Source organism: Natronocalculus amylovorans (genome assembly GCF_023638035.1).
In the GTDB taxonomy this organism is placed as follows: Archaea; Halobacteriota; Halobacteria; order Halobacteriales; family Haloferacaceae; genus Natronocalculus; species Natronocalculus amylovorans.
The window spans coordinates 104,081-122,956 of sequence record NZ_JAKRVX010000007.1 but is presented as its reverse complement, the minus strand read 5'-3'; the positions used below and the strand labels follow the sequence as shown (position 1 = coordinate 122,956).

Genomic DNA, 18,876 nt, shown 5'->3' with positions numbered 1-18,876 from the left:
CAGTAGAGTGTCGTTCAATTCGTCTGCTTGCTACGGTTTTCGACCGATCGATCGAACCCTATGGTCGATTGATTCTGCAGAGAGTTTTCCTCGGAGGTCAATGATGACAGGGTCATCAAACACACCCCAATCAATACGTTCAAACGCGGGGTTATCAGAGAGATACAAAATCACATCCGGCTTTGCGTCTCCAACTGCAGCGAGCGATATCTTGTAGTCCCTGAACGATTCGGGTGGTTCCACACTAGGATCTGCAGCAAATACACCAACACCGTTTCCGACGAGTGTCCGTGCAAGCCGGAAGACGTGTGCTTCTTCCGGCGAGGAGATATCTCGATCGAACGGTAATCCCAAAATGAGGGCGATCGATTCCGTTGGTTTCTTTCCAGACTCACGCAGTTCTGTAAGTGTAATCTCTGCAAGCTGTGATGGCAATCCATCATTTGTGTTAACCGCCGCACGGAGTGGTTGTGGCTTTGATGCAGTCGTATCCAATAAAAAGTGTAGCGCTCTGTCAGTTGGTATTGCGACCTCCGGAACTGGAATTGAACCATGTGTTCGCTTGGCAAGTAATTCACATACATCTGCCATGCCAGCACCAAGCTCTTCTGAATAAATCGCCAGCTCTGTCGTCAACGTATCGAGCAGTTCCAGGTATGCCAACTCTGTTACCCCGACTGTCTCCACCACAGTTGGATCGGAACCATCAATCACGGAGCTCATTGTGAGCGATTCAAGTACTGTCTTCACAACTCGAACGCTTTCATCGTCCATCCCAGAAATAACCGCTGGCTCATTCCGTATCGCTTTCAGCGTCCGCTTTGGTGAAAGTGCACAGACACCAACACCAAATGTATCGACATCTAACCCGCTTTCTTCCATCAGAATTGGACAGACCAGATCAATCGTTGTCTTCGGCGGCACCATCGAGGCCAGAAGCACGGTATCACCGGTTGTGAGACCGTTTCCAATATCTCGAAGTATCGTTCTAAGCGGCGAGAGATCAGGCGTTCCATCTTGGTAGACGCCTGTTGGCGCTGTAATAATATGGACGTCCGCATGCGTTGCGACATTTTCCGTATTTGTACTGATTTTAAGCACGCCTGCACCCACCGCTTTTCGAACATATTTATTTAGTGTTGGATCAACCCGATCGATACAGTGGCCTTTTGCGATTCGATCGGCCATTGCAGTATCCGGCTCAACGCCGATCACATTTTTTGTACAGCTTGCTGTGATAACGCTCATCGCAAGTCCTGTTGGGCCAAGTCCATACACCGCAATTCGTGTCTCTCCCTGTTCAAGGAGTCGTTTTATTCGGTGGGTATTGGTTTGCCCGTATAGCTTTGCACCGCTCATCGTGCTTGCTCCACTGTTTGTAGACTGTTGCTCTCAACCCGCTGTGCGAGCGAAAGCGCACGGAGACCATCTTCGCCGCTCACTACTGGTGATCCGTTTGACCTGATAGCAGAGACGAATGACTCAAGCTCATGCCGAAGCGGCTCACCGTTTTCGACTGTCGGCCGCTCGATCACGTTCGAATGCCGGTACTTCACCTGGCCATCAGATTCGACATACTCCGGTATCGACTGCCGGCTGATCGTCACTGATTGTGAGACATAATCAACATTCACTCGACACTCCTTTGCCGTGATTGAAAGCTCTCTCACTTTTTGTTGCGTCACTCGGCTCGCAGTCAGTGTTCCAATAATTCCAGATTCAAACGTGAGCGTTGCAGTCACATACTGCTCTGCTGCTGTTTCGGCTGCAGAAACTGTCTCGACCGGCTCATCAACGAGTGACGTAATTATATCCAAATCATGAATCATTAGGTCGACCGCTGCACTGTCTTGGATCTCACGTCCAACTGGTGGCCCAAGACGCTGCGCATCGATCGCAATTATCTCTAACTCTGGAATAATATCCATAACCGTCTGTACTGCCGGATTAAATCGTTCGACATGTCCGACCTGCAGTGTGACGCCCGCATTCTCTGCCGCACGAACTAGCTTTTTTGCTTGGGTCGCAGTCTCAGCAATTGGTTTTTCAATAAGAACGTGGACACCTGCCTCTATCGCCTCCATTGCTGCTTGGTAGTGATACTGTGTTGGGACTGCAATTGAAACCAAATCTACGTCTCGGAGCAGTCCACTAACTGACTTCGATCGCGTCCGATATGTTTCCGCGACTGTTTTGGCAGACTCATAATCGACATCTGTAACACCCGACAGTATAACATCGGGAAGTTCGTGATAAACGCGTGCGTGATGTCTGCCCATCGATCCAACACCAATTACTCCTGCTGAAAGGGTTTCTGCGACCATCTTAGTCCTCCATTGTGTTTGTCTCCGCTTGCATTGTCTGTAGCCGCTCAGGTGTCAGCTCTTCAGTAACCGATGCTTTGAGCTGTCCGTACGCACGAAGTACTGTACAGATTCGATCAAGATCTGATTCGCTTAGCTGTGGATGAACAGGGAGGGATACAACATGCTCTGCTGCGCTTTCCGCATGTGGGAATGACCCATTATATGAATCGTAGGCAGGCTGCTCATGAATTGGTAGTGGGTAGTAGACACCGGTTCCAACTCCTGCATCATCCAAATAGGACACGAATGCATCACGGTTCTCAACCCATACGGTGTACTGATGGTAGACATGCGTATGCGATTCTGGCACGACTGGAGGACGACCAATATCAATCTCACGGAGCGTTGCTGTGAGTGCAGTCGCATTCATCCGGCGAGCAGCGTTGAACTCAGACAGCCGATCGAGCTGTGCAAGCCCGATCGCCGCTGCAATATTCGTCATTCGGAAGTTGTTGCCGACCTCACTGTGTTTATAAGTCCCAACCCGGCCGTGATTGATATATCGACGAGCGCGTGTTGCCACTTCGTCAGTATCAGTGACAACCATTCCACCCTCTCCGGTCGTCATATTTTTTGTTGGATAAAAGGAGAAACAGGCAGCATCTCCAAACCCGCCAACTTTGGTTTCACCAATCATCGCGCCATGTGCTTGTGCGGCATCCTCAATGACAAGAAGATCGTGTTCGTCCGCAATTTCAGAGATCTCATCCATCGGCGCTGCAAGCCCATACAAGTGCACAACAAGTATTGCATCAACTGATCCATCCAACTCTTCTATTTTTTCGCGAATTGCATCAGGATCGAGTGTATAGGTTTCTGGATCTATGTCCGCAAACTCTGCGGTCGCACCGCAGAGTCGGATTGCATTTGCGCTTGCAATAAACGAAAATGGTGTTGTGAGGACTGTATCCCCATCTCCTAACCCAAGGGCTCGAAACGCAACCTCAAGCGCGGTTGTCCCATTTGACGTCGCAACCCCGTGTTCAACGCCACAGAAGGTGGAAAATGAGTCTTCGAACTCTCTGACAACGTCACCGTCTGCAATATATCCGCTCTCGAGGACTTCGTCGACGCGTTTTCTCTCTTCAGACCCAATTGCTGGGTTTGCAATTGGAATACTCATTGGTTTTCACCGTTTTTTGATTGTTGCATTACTACGGGACCGAACGCGATTCGACTAACATTGATTTGGGGGCCATGCTCCTTGCGGTTCAGCAATGATTTGTGTGAATACGGTATGGACATAGAATCTCACTACATACTCCGCCAGCTTCCTGCGCTAGCGTCTCACATGTTGTGTTCCTGTTTGGTCGCTTTGTTATACAGATGATTGAGAATTGGTAGCTTCTTACTTCTTTACCTCGCTGTGAGTATTCAACTGCTTACTCTGTCACGTCAACTGTCACATACGTGTGTCGATATGCATCTTCACTATTGTGTTCCTCCGGAACATCCCCCGTGTACACATAGTAGCTGTATCTAAACAACCCGACGCGGTTTGTATCGATCTCATGTTGTGCAGACCATTGTCCTCCTGCCTCTACCGTTGGCTCAAAACGGGCAATCTCTTCTGCATCGATCTGTTCTAACTCACCATCTTCTTCAACCATCTGTTCTGAAACGATGACGATCGTATAGGACTGTCCCTCGTGTTCGCTGTTTTCTAATCCAACTGTGAGCGGAATGCTATCACCTTGCGAAACCGCGTCTGGATAGCCATCGAGTATCTGTTGTCCGGTTTCGTCACTGGTTGTTAGGTGCAGCTGTGAGTATGACTCACCGGACTCAAACGATGCAAGTGCAAACCCAAGCGTTCCAACTGCAAAGACCATACTCACGATGAGGAGAATGCTCGTTGCAACATACAGTGTCGATCGCTCACTCCCATCCGGTTGTGTTCGGATTGACGGAAGCGAGATTACAAAGCGCTCCCCTGGTGATAGGCGGATTCGCTGAATCGTTCCAAGCAGGCCAAACACAATAATGAACAGTGTCACTGCTGGTAGATACGTTCCGCCGAACGCATTCACAGGTAGCAGCTCAAGGATGATACCAAACAATGGAATAAGTGCAATACTCATCCCAAATGAGACCACAACTCGCTCTACCGTTGTCAGCCTGACTCCATCGCCGGACACATTTCCATTGTGTGGAAATAGTGTCGCGACAAGCATGTAGCCAGGAATAAAAAACAGCAGCGGGATCATCAACAACGTATGGAGGGTTGTCGAACTGGTTCCGATCAGCAGCAGGAGGGCCGAAAATGTAAACGCAACAAGCAACACCACATCGATCGGCAGCGTTCCGACCGACTCGGGCTGCCCGGTGTTTTTGTTTGCTGAATCTTGTGATGACATTCGTTTCTCACCTGATACTCACAGTAGGGTGGCTTTGTTATCCTTCGCATACGCGCGATTTGGCAATAACTGTCTGTCATTCATTGTACAGAACCCGTTCCGAAGCTGATACTGTGCCTATACAGCCCTATTGATCACCGCCTCACATACCAATAATTAATTATTATAATGAACTGCCTTCTCCATTGATGGCACCTGCAAACCATCCATTAGCATCGCTAACTTAGGTGTAACAAAGTGCTGGCTATGGAAATGAACATGTGAACTTCCGTGTGTTCACGCTGAACAGTCGGTAACTATCAACCAATACATGATTTCGAATGTCTGAACAACAACACAGCCCGTTGTCCCGAGATGTCGTATTTGACCTCCTCAGCAACTCGCGCCGCCGTTTTGTCCTCCATTATCTCAAGCGAGCCGATGGTCCAGTAAGTTTGAGTGAGCTTGCAGCACAGATCGCAGCGACGGAAAACGATATCCCGGTCGACGAGCTCACGAGCCAGCAACGAAAACGAACATACGTCTCGCTTTATCAGACACATATTCCAAAGCTCCAAGATGCAGGTGCAATTGACTACGATTCTGAGTCTGGTCTGGTAACATTGTCTGGTGGTGCCACTGAGATTGGCGACTACTTCAGACAAGAGTCAGAGATTCCATGGCAGCAATATTACCTTGCTCTTGTACTTATAGGAGGCGCGCTGTTTATTGCTGTAAATACTGTCACCGCAAGCGAATCACTCCAATTTGTTGTTGGAGTTGGCGTTCTTGCTGCACTTGCAGGTCTTGCTGTTGCTCATTATCTGCATACTGCACGATCAAGCGGCGAATTCCCGCTTGATCTGTTCGAAAATGAGTAATCAGCTATGCGTTCTTTCCTCCACCCTCTCGGAGGTCTCTCAGCGTCAAGCAGTGTAGACAGCCATACAATGCGCCGTCATTTGCACCAAACACGCGGACAAACTGACGGGTGACATAGCTCCCGCAGTTCTGACACTGGCGCTTCGTTTCTCGTCGGTCCCATGTTCTGGTCTCTGGTTCTAACACATCCATGCAGGTTTCCAACCAGTACACTGGCTTTGTTATACAATCCATATCGTGAATATGTCTCTCGCTGCCATAGCAAAATCGTCACTTTCCCGCACTCATTATGTATCCGTATATGATTGTCCCGTAACCTTGACTATCGTCATGCTCATAAGCCCACGGGCGGATTACTTGTATAACGGCTGTGTACAATGATTCATTCATTCGGTACACAGCCGGTACACGAAAACTGGGATTTGACCCAGACGAGGAGACTATGATACAGTATATGCGCACCACACATCGGAGGCACGTATGACCGAAGATTGGGACGAAATTGGATTCGTGATTAGCTCTCAGTACCGAATCGCTGTTCTACAGCGGCTCTCTGATGGGCCTGCAACTCCGTCTCGGATCGCCGAAGATTCCGGGATTGGAATTACACACGTTTCCAGAGCACTTGGCCGACTACGCGATCGAACGTTGGTCGAGCTCCTTGTGCCCGAAAATCGGAAAAAAGGACGTGTCTACGGAATCACTGACCATGGCGAGCAGCTATGGGATGAGATCCGCGCGAAGAATTTGATCGAATAACTGAACACTACGGTTCGGGGTTGTCGTCTGGGTCATCCTCTGGGAGCAGCATTTCTGGGGTGCGTGCATGTGCAGGCATATTTGCGAAACGGGAGAGTCTGTCTAGTTCTTCGTCAGTTAACCACTTTGACATACATGATTGTGTACCATATTGATGTATAAATACTTGCTGGAAAATATAATAAATTTGTCAAGTAACAACCGAAAACGATCTCCAATTATGTCTATTTATTTATAACTTTACCTGTCTATCTCTACACTGTACTGCGATTTTGTTAACTTGTGCTCGGCATTTGAATGAGAATTCGACTATTACCATTAATTGTAATGAATAAATCTGCAATTTCAAAGCTCACTTTTACTTGACTTCCTGCCTCCCGCGATCGTCTAATGAGCTGCTCGAGTGCTTCTGTATCAAGCACATCGTACAGCCGCGGTCGAAGCGATCCTGGCTCCGTTCCTGTTACTGCAGCGATCGCACGAGCGATCGAGACAGTCAGTGTTTGCTCTGCATCCGGTTCATGTTCAAAGCAATATACCTGCGTGTTTTCTGAATGAGCGTTAACTGAGTGTGTGCCCGGTGATTGTGTGGTCTTCATATCTATTATTGCGTTGTTTGTCCGACGATTCGAGCATTGCGTGTCTTTTTAAAAAATGTTCCCTTTTCTCTGTCCAATGTCGGCAATTGGTAATTAAATCACGCATCTACATTATTCATGTACTTTATATATCCTGTTTTTGGCTGTATATCTTGGAGAAATATCACCATACCAAGTAGTAGTATGAACTTATTTTTGGTAATATACTCTTGTATCCTGCGAGAATACAATATGAATTACATACCTATGTGTGTAATGTACGTACTCGAGCTACTCCTGTGTTCAACACATCCAATCCGCTATCTGTTCAGAATGGTCCCATACAAATTGGATATTATTAGCCCTTCGTACTGACTTCCCGCTATACCATGTTGTCGCTGCGATCGATTGCGCTTTTTTGAGACGCTCGACCCATACATATGGGAGGTACTGTACAAAATCAGCGACCTGGATACCCATTTGAGTACAGTATCGTCGCACCTCTTTAGCGACTATTTCACTGTACTCTGTCTCCTCGATGTATGCTTTGGTGATGCCATCGCGTAATCCACCGTGTACTTTTGCTGAAACTTGCATGACAAAGTACGCAGGGTCCGTTATTGGGTTTCCTTGCATATTACTCATCTCCCAATCGATAATTCCAACAATCTCTGTCTCATCAATAAAGATATTTTTTGGATGTAAATCACCATGGCTTGGCACTGTACACATCATTGCTGGTCCTGTCTGCGGTGGATATAGATCCAATTCCGGTATTGATAACTCCGTTCTCACCTGTTCTTCGCTCCGTTGCACTACTGGGGTTTTGTGTGCGTTTTGGAACTCGATTATCCAGTCGAACCCTTTTTTGACCGCTCTTCTGAACGAGTCAAGATCGGTGGTTATTGTCTCTGTCATTGGTGACCCATCAATAGGATCTTCTGTATATACGGTTCCAAAGGGTGAATCCGTAAGGTCACCACTTGGGTATGTATATTGACCATCTTTGTTTTCGATCGCAGTTGTTGTTTCATACTCCAACTCGTGATATGCACTATGTGCTGGTCTATGCGGTGTTTTAACCAGCCTCTTGAGTGTTCCATCAGCCTCAGTCACAACTGCGACTGTTCGAACCGACCCTCGTGTGAATATTGTTGATTCAGTTTGTGAGCTCTGCGTTTTATCAGGGGCAGTCTGTTTTGTACATTTCAATAAATATCCTGGTGTAATATACGGAAGCATCTTATACTCAAGAAGAAACTTGCCTAATGTCTTCACAAACGGCTCAATTGGTGAATCAAGCATGATCTCATTATTGATCATCCGCTTACCAGCAGTGGTATCTGACATATCGAACATGTATGATGCATTTTTCACCGACGGAACAAGCGCATATTTAGATATATCTTGATATCCTAAAGATTGACAAAAGTGCTCTATTTGGGCTCCAGTCTGTATACTATTTTGCGAGAGTTTCTGTTGTATGGGGTGCGTGAAACCAATGTCCTTATCATCAAAGTCACTGCTGTACGACTGTAAATACAAACCTGACCCAATAACGAATAATGTCCCAGAAGGGCTCAAATAGTCCATTACACTAAATATGTCTTTTTTGATACTTTTGTCGATAAACCTATTATTTGATATATCTAATACGATAGTGTCAAATTCGTTTTTTGCTGGTGGGATCGATGATACTGTTCCATGCATTGGATACACCCCGGACACACCTTCTGCATGAGTTCGACCCCGTAGATACTGCATCGCAGTTAGCGATTGATCAACCGCATATACTTCATCTGCTAACTCTGCAAGGTTGAGCGATCGTGTACCAAATCTTGGATTTATATCCAAACACCGCCCAGTGATCGACTCTGCGACTGGGATCCGCCACATATCTGATGGGTCACAGAATAACGAATCTCGATACTGAATTGCATCACCACCCGTCCCAAGAACAGTCAGTAGCGCTTGCTGCAGTGGTTCCCCATCTGCAAGTTGCTCCATGATTGCGTTGATAACCTCATCTGGTACCTCCCACTCTTTGTCAATTTCTGGAGCGTAGGATGGAACACCATCTATACACTCTGGAACCGTATAGAATGTAGAACTAATAGCTTCCTGAAGTACTGCCGTTCCCTCTGTACCGTTCATATGGTACCCACCCACTGTATCTAAATTGTTAGTGTGGCATTTTCAGCTATTGTAAGAATACTACTAATTGTCTGACATCGAAGAGGCCGCTCACTGTTGAGAGAATTGCCCAACAAATGATTCCGGCCATTACAACACCCAACAGCGAGATTACGCCCGATACAAAGGGTACTAACTGTAGAACAACGATCGCCATCCCCGCTGAGACGACAACAATCCCAACCCCTGTTCGTGCAATGCTCGCAAATGTGATCGGAAGTTCCCGACTGATAATATACACATTCGTCCCCGCATAGATGCTATGAGTAACAACTGTTGCAAGCGCCGCACCTACTGCTCCATACTGTGGTATCAACAAGAGGTTGAGAAAGAAGTTTGCCACCGCAGTTGTCATTTTTATAATTGCACGCTCTCGGGCGCGACCAAGGAAATCAAGTCCATCACTTGTAATCCGAGTGACCGCATTAGCAAACACAAATGCACTTATGATCTGCACCACAGGTACTGCACCTTCATACGCTGGCCCGAACACTTGCAGTACCATCGGCTCTGCAACAAGAAATAGTCCAACAGCTCCTGGAATATATAATACTAGTACATGCTCGAGCGATTTTTCGTACAGCTCTGCGGCTTTCTCAAGCCGATCGCCAACCTTGTCCTCACCAAACGCAGGTGAAATTGTGTACCCTAGCGAACTTGCAGGCGCAATACAGGCATCTGTCACTTGCTTTGCGATCGTATAGTAGCTTGCAGATGCAGCGCCAGCGATTGCACCAACTAGAATCGTGTCTACTTTTTTATCCAGAACTGTCGCACTTCGAGTTGCTGTCAGTGGGACACTGTACTCTAAAATCCGTCTTGTTAGTCCCGATTCCATCTGTTCATCTGGCGTGTACTTTGGGACGAAATCTCGAATAATGTACCAAACTCCGACAACTGTCGCAAGAACGAATCCAATTGCATATCCGAGCAGGGCGCCAACAGCACCGAATCCAATCGTCGCAAGTATCACTGCAAATATGAGCCGCCCAACTGCTGAAACAGCATTTAATAATGCGCTCAAACTGATCTGATTAAATCCTTGGAAAACCGAGGTGAGATATTTGTGAAAGGATTGAAATAGCACGTAGAGTGCGCCGGCGACGAGTAATGGTTCTAATCCGGGTTCGCTTACAATATTTGCAACCCACTCTCGCGTAAGAATGAGCGTGATCGTAACAACAAGCCCTAATGCAATCATGTAGATTGCAGTTTTCCGCAAAATATGGGGGATTTGCCCACCCTTGGCCTCACCGTATTCAGTTACATATCTCGCTGTAGATGATGGTAAACCGAGTGTTCCGAACAATCCAGCAATGCCAACAACAGAGATTGCAACATACAACAACCCATACTCTTCAGGTGTAAGTAAAAACCTCGCAAGAATAACCATTAATACCGCATTTGCTACAATGTCAACAACACGTGCAACCATTGTTGATTGCACGCCCCGGACCACTTGTTTAGAGAATGACATTAAGAGGTAGAGTGAGTAGATTAGCTGTTTCGAATCAGATACAACCTGACTTCACCGTTATCAGTCACCTTGTGGATCGATCGCTGGCGTTCAAGTTGATCAAATCCTTCTTGCGTGTACTGTAGCCCATCGTACATTATCACCTCATTTTTGTAATTTGTATCACGGACGACAAAGTATCGATCTTCATCATAGTGTGTAGATATGTTCGAATTAAACACCTCGCCGGTCACACCATGTCTGTAGCCTGGGAAATCTAAGCCCGCTCGTGCGGTATATCTCCCGTAATACGCATCGATGAACCGACGTGGGCCTTTTCTGAATGAAAGAAACGCAGTTTCCTCGTTACGGTGCTCGAATGCGAACTCGTACCCATCAAACGACGCTTCTGTAACCTGCTTATTTGGCTGGTACATATACGGTGATGCATGGAACGCTGCTGCCTGCATCGACAGTAATAACATAAATATAATTACAAAGGAACTCACCGTTGCTGCTCGCGGGAGTCTGAGATCAAGCGTAGAGAACAACTCTACGAGCGCAACACCACCGACAATTGTCACTGGGACCATTAAGAACCCGAAAAATCGGAAGTAGTGGTCTCCTTGATTGGCAAGGAATACAACCCCAACTGCCATTGTCAGCGGGAAGAATACGACTGTCAAATATGTTATAATCGAGTTTCGCTGTGTTTCTGTATCTGGGAGGTTTCCGCGAAGATTCAGTAGCAGCAGCACGATCCCCAACAACGAGAATATAAGCGTTACAAGAAATAGCTTCACAAACAGCTCTTCGACACTTGCACCAAGCGTTGCAAGCGAACCTGTCCGTGCTTCTACTTCCGTTCCTGTCGTACTTCCTTGTTCAAAGAAGCTGTCGAGAACAAATGAAAACCGATCGACCGGACGGGCGTGCTGTGGCACCCACACTGCAAATAATGACAACGCTGCGAGTCCGTGCAGGATCGGTAGCGGTTGTCCAGCAATTTCCGACGAAGGTCGCTTTCGTCTGAATACCAGCTGCACTCCTGCGATTGTTAACAGTGTAACAATCATCATCATCGCTTCTTGTGGGTGGATGAATACCATTGACAGCGCTACAAGCAGGAGCAGGAGACTAATTGGCGAAAGCAGCGTTCGTTCAGACTGCTGTGTGAGAAATAAAAAGAGGAGGAACAACACAAACCCAAAGAACAGGATTGCTTGGCTCGATGGATGTGATATAATATGTACACTCAGCTTATTAATTGGCACAAGAAGTAGCCCAGAGAATATCCCAACTGGAAGCCCCCATCTTGAATCCGTCAGATACGCAATACACATCCCGATCGATACCATTCCTATCAATGGGTAGATTACCATTGGTATCCACTGAAGTGCTTGTGTAAGCCCCATACCTGAGACTTCACTCATATAGTTGGCCGTGATGTGTGTGCCGGGATAGAGTAATCCGAGCGGGCTCAAAACACCGCTTCCGATTTCGCGAGCCCACCCCAGATGGCTCATAGAGTCGCCCGCTCCGTAGTAGTAGTAGTTTCGTATCAGAGGGAGCGAAACAACTGAGATTACACTTCCGAGTGCCAGTATATATCCACTCGCGGTCAACACCTTATCTTTCTGTGATGCAACAGCTGCCATCGAGACTGCAGTTGCAAAAATAACAGCGATCCAAAATACTAGGGGTGTTGATGCGTATATTGAGAGTTCATACTCCGTAGCTGGATTCGTATACGCGACTAATACACCGATACCAAGGGAAATAAAGCCAACTGTGAGTGCGATTGCAGTTGCTATTTGTGAGCGTTCTTCTGAGTTCATTTTTCACCATCTACAACCATGTAGTCAGTTGTCCAGACTGGTCACGTTAGAGGCTTTGTTATGCTTTACCTGTAAGCGCAATATGGCACTACCTCTGCAGTAAGTATGTCTCTACTACAATCCTATTCGCTCGATAAAATACCCGATTATAAAAAGAAACGCCGACTATATTTTATAAGGGTGCCTCAATTTGCCCGGTAGGAGGGCTATTGCCCTGGTTGGAAGACTAAATTACCGCACTGTTACCGCATGTCGTGGACATCGCAGACTGCATTTTCATCTGTTATGATGAACGCTTCCTGCTCGATTTCTTCTTCGGCCGATGGAAGAAACACGAGATGTGCCATCCCACGCTGTTCAGTCCGGATGATATCCCAATTGTCGGATTGATATCCTAAATCTTTTATCGGATCTGGATCTGCCGAGAGGAGCTCCCAGTCAGTTTTTTGTGACCCGCTCATAATCTTAGATGTTTGTGGTTTCAGTTGTCATCTGGACCGCACCATCCATCTCGACCCCTACGAGATCTCCAGAGAAACGGAACCCGGTGAATCCGTTCGCGATCGTTCCAGTAACCGTTTTTCCATCAATTGAAAGAGTGTCACTGTTGAGTGCTGAACTAAGTGCCACATCTGGTGTCACGTCACCGGTCACACTGAAACTAAAGCGGCTGCTACCTTCTGCATCTGTTCCATCGACGATGAGCACCTTGTTTTGTTCAGGGACTCTCCAACCAAGTGGTCGGTTTGTACTCGCATTTACCTCCACATCGACAAGCGCGTCAACGGAAACCTCTGATCCATCTTTATATACGGTTACACCTTCAATATCTCCGTCAATATCTACATCAACAACGTCTCCAAAGTAGACAAACGAGTCTCCACTATGACCACCACCCGCTGTTGATCCAATTGCAGTCCATGTTCCATCAAGATTCCATCGTGTGTAATCCGTTGGTCGGGACCGGTTCGAACGGTAATCCTCCCGCTCGTACAGCGGTACAATTCGATCAGATGTTGTTATCTCGTAGTTGATTCCACCGGAGTTGTCCGTTACGATGACAAGCTCGGTACCTTCTCCACTGCGGCGTGCGAGGTAGTTCGACCATTCTCCGTTTGTATCTGCGATGATATTCTCAACATCTTTGGTTCCAACTGTTCCTATATCAAGCGATTCCTCCTCTTCGTCTTGTGGCTCCGACTCTGACTCAGACTCTGCATCCTGTTCGTCACCCTCGCTCGGCTCTTCTCCCTGTGGGCCGATGAACTCACGCGCATCATCCGCGTCGTACGAACTGCTTAGGTTGTGACACTCAGCTCCCTCACAAACATTCTCGAACTGTGATGGGACTCCGAGATCACCATTTCCATCCACGCTGATATTTGTTCCAGACCATCCTTGTGTTCGACTTTCCCGGTTTCCGATCGCTGCGATCCCTGTGTTGTTGTAGATTCGAACGTTCTCAATGTGCCCTGTACTGCTATCTCCGTCGCTGGACCATCGGATCGGACCGCCAGCGCCGTCGTAAGAGTGGATTATCTCACAGTTTTCAATCAGCATGTCGTCTCCGCTCTCCGCAATCCGGATACCACGCATGTTAAGCTGACCTTTATTATTCTCCGGTGCAGGAGAGTCATTCAATATGACACAATTTCGGACGATACTGTTGCTTGATCCGATCCGAATTCCTGCAATGTTGTTATTGTGCGAAACACAGTTCTCGATGATAACTTGGCCGTCATCACCTTTCCCTGGTGAACTTGTGTAGATTCCGTTATTGGAGAATCCTTTGAAATAGCAGTTCCGAATTTCAACTACCCCTGCGTGCGATCGTGGGGAATAGTATGGTCGCGATCGTGCTCCCTCGTCCGAACCATCTGGCCAGTTGAAATTGTTAATGAGAACATGTCCATCCGAATCTGCTTCAAGTCGGAAGCGTGAGCTCTGTGATGGACCCCCTCGTACGGTTAGGTTCTCAACAGCAACCATTCCGCCCTCAGCGCGAATGTCATTTCTGAACTCGTCAGCTTGTAAGTTAAGAATAACCTCTCCCTCACCAATTACTGCTGCATCTCTGTTTGCAGCTCTGTGGAATCCTCGACCATCCCAATTGTACTCTCCTTCTGGGATACGAACTTCGACTCCATCTTCGAAGTACTCATCTAGGTAATCATCGATTGTATCGCCGTTACTCAGACCTTGTTCTCCAAGATCGACGACGGTATCTGCGCCCACATCAACTTCTTCTTCGCTTTGACTTGCTGCTGCGCCTCCCATCAGTGCTGCTGATGCAAGCGCTGCACCGCTAAGTTGCAGGTATCCGCGTCGGTTGAGTAACGATCGATTACTGTCGGTAGTTTCGTCTTGGCCTTTCGCCATATCTCTGCAGCCGAACGTTATACAAATAAGATTTCTTACGGGTTTCAAAAGAAAACATACCAATTAACAAGATATACTGCCCATATTATATTTTATACCTTACTTTACATATAAGATATACTGAAATTTTTGTATATAGACCTTACTTGTGGTAGTACGGCATTAGAAAAGAGTAAGCCAACAAATAGCATGGTAATCTCTGTTTATATTGTATGTTAGTTTTGAGTTGGATATTGCCGAGCTCCCTTCGGATTTACTCGTTCGTTGCAATCAGACATTTCTGTGTTATATGAATTGCATACTCGGCTCATCCATTGGTATCTGTGTCCTTATGTAGATTACGCGCGAGCACTACGGGTGACAGCTACCAGCCACGGAATGTACAGTTTCGGCATTGCTGAATTAGCTGCATCTCGACTATGGTTCGTACTCTTCAACAATCTCATCTGGGCCATCTTCGTATACCGCGATTACCGTGAACTCGGTGTTTTCAACGTCGATCGCCTCACCAAGGAAGTCCAGCCGTCCAAGTTCATCACCCTCAGGCGATCGTATCTCTAGATGACGTGCATCCGCAGTATCTGTCCATGTGATCGTTACCTCCCCTTCAAACGGCTCTGAAATTACTACATTTGCGTCGGATGTTTCAACCAATCCATCCTCGTCGATCTCTTCGTCAAACTCCCCAACATACACTGCAGCTCCAACAACACCTGCAACTGCCACGGTAGCAATTAACAGTGAGATGATACAATAAAAGTTGATAACGTCAAGTCGTGATCGCGGATGCCGTGTTGTATCGTTGGGTTGTTCGTCAGCCATTGCTTGATCCTCGTATCAAAGTAGAAGCTACTTACCTGTAAAAACATCTCGTTACTACAGTTAGTATCGCATTATTCTGTATTCGTGTTGGAACTGTGCTCAATTTTTCTGAGAATACAAACGTAGGGCTATACTCACATTGATTTTTGAGGGCGAAAGCCCACGCCTTTAGTCGTGGGTCACTGACATCAGACTGTTATGCTTTCTTATTGCTCAGTTTCTTCTCTAGCTTCGAGAAATGCTGTAAGTAGCTTTTCGGGCTCTGCTGCTGCAACGCGAAGGGCGGCGTCATGCCACTCACGTTTTTCGCTGTTTCGAATTTCATGGTCCAACCGAGCTCGGAGTGATTGCTCTGCAACCGCATCGTCAAATGCATCCCAAGACGACTCTCTTGCATATATCGGACTCTGCTTGACTGCATCAAATCCGAACGCTGGTTCGAGTATCGGGTCTATTTCTTCTGCTGGAGATTCAATCTCTTCTGCTACTTGCGTTGACTCAGTCTCCACTGCAGATTCATTCTCGTCGTCTGTTGGTTCTGCGAGTGCGCTATCTAAATCATCAAATGGGTTGCTCATCTGTGGATCCCTCCTTGTTCTACGATCTTTGCAAGCTCAGCAAAGTGTTTCAGTTGGTCGTTCTCTGGATCGAAATCTCGCAACGGCTTGTTCTCACCAATTCCTTTTGTGAACGCTTTTCGATCTCGGATCCCTGGTTTTGGAAGCGGTTTGAGCTCTCCGGCGTCAATCGCTTCAAACTCTTCGGTACTGAATGTCGCAAAGTTTGGAACATACTGCTGGAGGCCTTCTCTTGCATTCAGTTCCTCAAGAAGTATGCGATCGCCTGTTTGTTGATCGATCCTATCTTCCAACATGTTCGGGACGATTGCCAATATTTCAAGCGCTTCGTACTCACGGAGTGGCTTGATCTGTCGTTCGATCGTCCGCTGTAATCCCCCGAGTGATTCGTTTCCTGGAATAAGTGGGATAATCATATTGAGCGTTCCGACCAACGCATTGTCGCTGAGGCGGCCTCGGTTCGCTGGTGAATCAGTCACAATATAATCATATTGCTCGCCCAACAGTGGATCGATTACAAATTTTCGAACCCTGCTTGAGCCACGCATCACGTTCGACAGTTCACGCTCGACGCGTTCGAGTGACTCCGAAGATGGAAGCACGTCAAATCCAAACTCGGTCTCTACGATAACATCCTCTAGGGTAGCTGTTCTGTCGTCTAAGACTACATTACCAAGGTGTACATCTCGCTTATATGCTTCTGTTAATCCGAGCCCCATCGTCGCATGGCCATTTGGATCTAAGTCTACAAGCAATGCTTCATGCCCTCGCTCTGCGAGTTCACGTGTAAGATTGATTGCGATCGTGGATTTTCCCACACCCCCTTTCAGTACTGAGACACTGACTGCCCGAGGATCTGCCATATCAGACATTAGCTACCTCCGAAGGGTGTCTCATAATATGTGTCATTTTTCGCTATTTTTTCTTTTTGTACTATTTTAGAATTTCCACCTATTGCACCTACTTTGAACTGTCTCATATTACTACTATATTAGCTCTATCCAATAAATAAAAAGATGTGGGTAATTCTTAGCTACTATATAACTCGTAAATAGTACAACTATTCCTAAATTTCCACCTATTATATAATTTGTGAATATTTGAAGCGATAACCGATTGTAGGGTGTGTTTCTTATTTGATATGGGACACATTGATTTTGTCTCTCCAATGTGGGCCTCACCTCGTATACCTATTCTACCTATTAAATAAATTATGAAATTCTCACCTAGCCATTCTCTCTACGATTATGGCCGCCTATTCCCTCGATGCTAACTGTTTTGTACGTGTTGTGTGATTTCACACATTATGGATATCTTCGTAGCACGGCTCATGTCCAGCGATGTACGCACCGTTTCACCAGATACGCTTGTCGAGAATGCAGCTCAGATCATGTTAGAACATGATATCGGCTCTGTCGTTGTTGTTGACGAAGAAAACCAACTTGTCGGTATTTTAACTACGACTGACTTTGTCAAGATCGTTGCCGAACAGAAACCAAAGGATCAGACGCCGGTTTCAAAATACATGTCAACAAACTGTATTACTGCATCAGCGCAAGATTCAATCGAAGATGTTGCTCACTCGATGATAGAACATGGTTTCCACCATATGCCCGTTGTCAATGATGAAGAGGGCGTTATCGGTATGATAACGACGACAGATTTGACTGCATATCTTTCTGATTCATCTTCGGTATCGATCTCAAACTAGCCTTTGTTTTTGTGTTTGTTCTCTCATTGTGCGAGTATAGAATGTTTATAATAGGTGTAACTTCTGCAATTTTTGAATATTTTATCTTGACAGCTATTACACTCTGTATGGCATCTGTGCCTACCCTGAAATAGCCAAAATAGCTAAAATAGCTTTATTCTAACGTACCTATCTACGAAGGTCCTCTGCCTGGATGTTGCGTTGTTGTTCGTCTTCGTGTTCCTCATGATAATCTCTCAGTGCGTACGCTACCTGTTTCAGATCGGGGTCTGATGCAACGACTAACCATTCGCCATCGTCATACCGGAGCGCATACGACATTGATTCACACTCTGCAGCGAAATCATGAATCTCATACTCGTCTGGATGTTTGTACATTTTCATTGGTACCGCGGTCTCTATTTTACCATCCGATTGTAACGCCTCAAGCTCAGATTCACTAATTGGTGATTCTGGTAGCAAAGAGAGGATCTCGGGTGTTTCAGTCTCATTTTCGTCCATACACGTACACCTTATATTTACCACCTTATCGATTGACGTTCTTTAATGTGGTGTGATTTTTGTAATCTGAGTCCTGGAATTTATATTAACGAACTGTCAATACAGTGTATGAGCACACCGCTCCGATCTATCTTGGAGGAGTACTACGCGTTGGTTGATGCGAACGAGTATGAAAAAATGTATACACTTTTTAGTGACGATATCACATACGAACGACCAGGCTCCGAAACGATCTATGGAAAAGATGACTTTCGCCGATTTTACGAAAAAGAGCGGCCACTTAGCGATGGATCACATTCAATTGATCAGATTTTGATAACTGAAAACACCGCTGCAGTCAAAGGGCACTTTTCGGGGAGACAAAACGGTAAAGAAGTCTCTTTTGGATTTGCGGACTTTCATGTTTTTGACGGGAAACAGATCACTGACCGGTACACGTACACCGATCGTGACACAGTGTAATCTGTGTTAGTTCTC

Annotated in this window: 20 protein-coding genes; 4 read left to right on the top strand and 16 right to left on the bottom strand. The window is 46.5% G+C overall.

What is annotated here, in order from left to right; all coding sequences use genetic code 11:
- Positions 1–30 precede the first annotated feature (30 nt).
- The 4 genes from AArcSt2_RS14235 to AArcSt2_RS14220 all read right to left on the bottom strand — a co-directional run bounded on the left by AArcSt2_RS14235 (position 31) and on the right by AArcSt2_RS14220 (position 4,723).
- Entirely contained in the window at positions 31–1,359 is a 1,329-nt protein-coding gene (locus tag AArcSt2_RS14235; RefSeq protein WP_250585543.1) for a nucleotide sugar dehydrogenase, read from the bottom strand.
- Positions 1,356–2,324 carry a Gfo/Idh/MocA family protein gene (locus AArcSt2_RS14230; RefSeq protein ID WP_174655002.1) on the bottom strand — a complete coding sequence of 323 codons (969 nt, stop codon included), beginning with the start codon at positions 2,322–2,324 and terminating at the stop codon, positions 1,356–1,358. The genes AArcSt2_RS14235 and AArcSt2_RS14230 overlap by 4 nt, the downstream gene beginning before the upstream one ends.
- Position 2,325: 1 nt before the next feature.
- A complete protein-coding gene (locus AArcSt2_RS14225) occupies positions 2,326–3,489 on the bottom strand; it encodes a DegT/DnrJ/EryC1/StrS family aminotransferase (RefSeq protein WP_174655003.1) in 1,164 nt (387 codons plus the stop codon).
- Positions 3,490–3,748: 259 nt separating this feature from the next.
- Positions 3,749–4,723, bottom strand: a complete 975-nt coding sequence (locus AArcSt2_RS14220; protein ID WP_174655004.1) for a DUF1616 domain-containing protein — start codon at positions 4,721–4,723, stop codon at positions 3,749–3,751.
- A 320-nt stretch (positions 4,724–5,043) separates the two neighbouring features.
- Between AArcSt2_RS14220 and AArcSt2_RS14215 the strand changes: the two genes are divergently transcribed.
- A complete protein-coding gene (locus tag AArcSt2_RS14215; RefSeq protein ID WP_174655005.1) occupies positions 5,044–5,583 on the top strand; it encodes a DUF7344 domain-containing protein in 540 nt (179 codons plus the stop codon).
- Positions 5,584–5,587: 4 nt separating this feature from the next.
- Here AArcSt2_RS14215 and AArcSt2_RS14210 read toward each other — a convergent pair whose 3' ends face one another.
- Positions 5,588–5,818 carry a DUF7563 family protein gene (locus tag AArcSt2_RS14210; protein ID WP_250585541.1) on the bottom strand — a complete coding sequence of 77 codons (231 nt, stop codon included), beginning with the start codon at positions 5,816–5,818 and terminating at the stop codon, positions 5,588–5,590.
- 246 nt (positions 5,819–6,064) lie between these two features.
- Between AArcSt2_RS14210 and AArcSt2_RS14205 the strand changes: the two genes are divergently transcribed.
- Complete coding sequence (locus tag AArcSt2_RS14205; RefSeq protein ID WP_174655006.1) at positions 6,065–6,343, top strand: winged helix-turn-helix domain-containing protein; 279 nt, start codon at positions 6,065–6,067, stop codon at positions 6,341–6,343.
- Positions 6,344–6,350: 7 nt separating this feature from the next.
- Here the strand turns inward: AArcSt2_RS14205 and AArcSt2_RS16745 are convergent, their stop codons facing one another.
- From AArcSt2_RS16745 to AArcSt2_RS14160, 10 genes are all read right to left on the bottom strand, one after another.
- The gene (locus tag AArcSt2_RS16745) at positions 6,351–6,476 is read right to left on the bottom strand and encodes a hypothetical protein (protein WP_302929078.1); all 126 of its coding nucleotides are present in this window, start codon (positions 6,474–6,476) and stop codon (positions 6,351–6,353) included.
- A gap of 142 nt (positions 6,477–6,618) precedes the next feature.
- On the bottom strand, positions 6,619–6,942 hold the full coding sequence (locus AArcSt2_RS14200) for a HalOD1 output domain-containing protein (RefSeq protein WP_250585539.1): 324 nt from the start codon (positions 6,940–6,942) through the stop codon (positions 6,619–6,621).
- A 282-nt stretch (positions 6,943–7,224) separates the two neighbouring features.
- Positions 7,225–9,075, bottom strand: coding sequence for an aminoglycoside phosphotransferase family protein (locus AArcSt2_RS14195; RefSeq protein WP_250585537.1), 1,851 nt, complete (start codon positions 9,073–9,075; stop codon positions 7,225–7,227).
- Positions 9,076–9,121: 46 nt separating this feature from the next.
- A complete protein-coding gene (locus tag AArcSt2_RS14190; protein WP_174655009.1) occupies positions 9,122–10,591 on the bottom strand; it encodes an oligosaccharide flippase family protein in 1,470 nt (489 codons plus the stop codon).
- A gap of 20 nt (positions 10,592–10,611) precedes the next feature.
- On the bottom strand, positions 10,612–12,408 hold the full coding sequence (locus AArcSt2_RS14185; RefSeq protein ID WP_174655010.1) for a hypothetical protein: 1,797 nt from the start codon (positions 12,406–12,408) through the stop codon (positions 10,612–10,614).
- A gap of 242 nt (positions 12,409–12,650) precedes the next feature.
- A complete protein-coding gene (locus AArcSt2_RS14180; protein ID WP_174655011.1) occupies positions 12,651–12,869 on the bottom strand; it encodes a hypothetical protein in 219 nt (72 codons plus the stop codon).
- A 4-nt stretch (positions 12,870–12,873) separates the two neighbouring features.
- Positions 12,874–14,787 carry a right-handed parallel beta-helix repeat-containing protein gene (locus AArcSt2_RS14175; RefSeq protein ID WP_174655012.1) on the bottom strand — a complete coding sequence of 638 codons (1,914 nt, stop codon included), beginning with the start codon at positions 14,785–14,787 and terminating at the stop codon, positions 12,874–12,876.
- A gap of 417 nt (positions 14,788–15,204) precedes the next feature.
- Positions 15,205–15,609, bottom strand: coding sequence for a hypothetical protein (locus AArcSt2_RS14170; RefSeq protein ID WP_250585535.1), 405 nt, complete (start codon positions 15,607–15,609; stop codon positions 15,205–15,207).
- A gap of 206 nt (positions 15,610–15,815) precedes the next feature.
- Positions 15,816–16,187, bottom strand: a complete 372-nt coding sequence (locus AArcSt2_RS14165; protein ID WP_250585533.1) for a DUF7970 domain-containing protein — start codon at positions 16,185–16,187, stop codon at positions 15,816–15,818.
- Entirely contained in the window at positions 16,184–17,059 is an 876-nt protein-coding gene (locus AArcSt2_RS14160) for a ParA family protein (RefSeq protein ID WP_174655015.1), read from the bottom strand. The genes AArcSt2_RS14165 and AArcSt2_RS14160 overlap by 4 nt, the downstream gene beginning before the upstream one ends.
- A 434-nt stretch (positions 17,060–17,493) precedes the next feature.
- Here AArcSt2_RS14160 and AArcSt2_RS14155 point away from each other — a divergent pair, with 434 nt between their 5' ends.
- Entirely contained in the window at positions 17,494–17,898 is a 405-nt protein-coding gene (locus AArcSt2_RS14155) for a CBS domain-containing protein (RefSeq protein WP_425493669.1), read from the top strand.
- A gap of 168 nt (positions 17,899–18,066) precedes the next feature.
- On the opposite strand, the gene AArcSt2_RS14150 is transcribed toward AArcSt2_RS14155, so the two are convergent.
- Complete coding sequence (locus tag AArcSt2_RS14150) at positions 18,067–18,399, bottom strand: DUF7964 domain-containing protein (RefSeq protein WP_174655016.1); 333 nt, start codon at positions 18,397–18,399, stop codon at positions 18,067–18,069.
- Between the two features lie 108 nt (positions 18,400–18,507).
- Here AArcSt2_RS14150 and AArcSt2_RS14145 point away from each other — a divergent pair, with 108 nt between their 5' ends.
- Positions 18,508–18,861 (top strand): nuclear transport factor 2 family protein, encoded by a 354-nt coding sequence (locus AArcSt2_RS14145; protein WP_174655017.1) that lies wholly within the window; start codon positions 18,508–18,510, stop codon positions 18,859–18,861.
- Positions 18,862–18,876 lie beyond the last annotated feature (15 nt).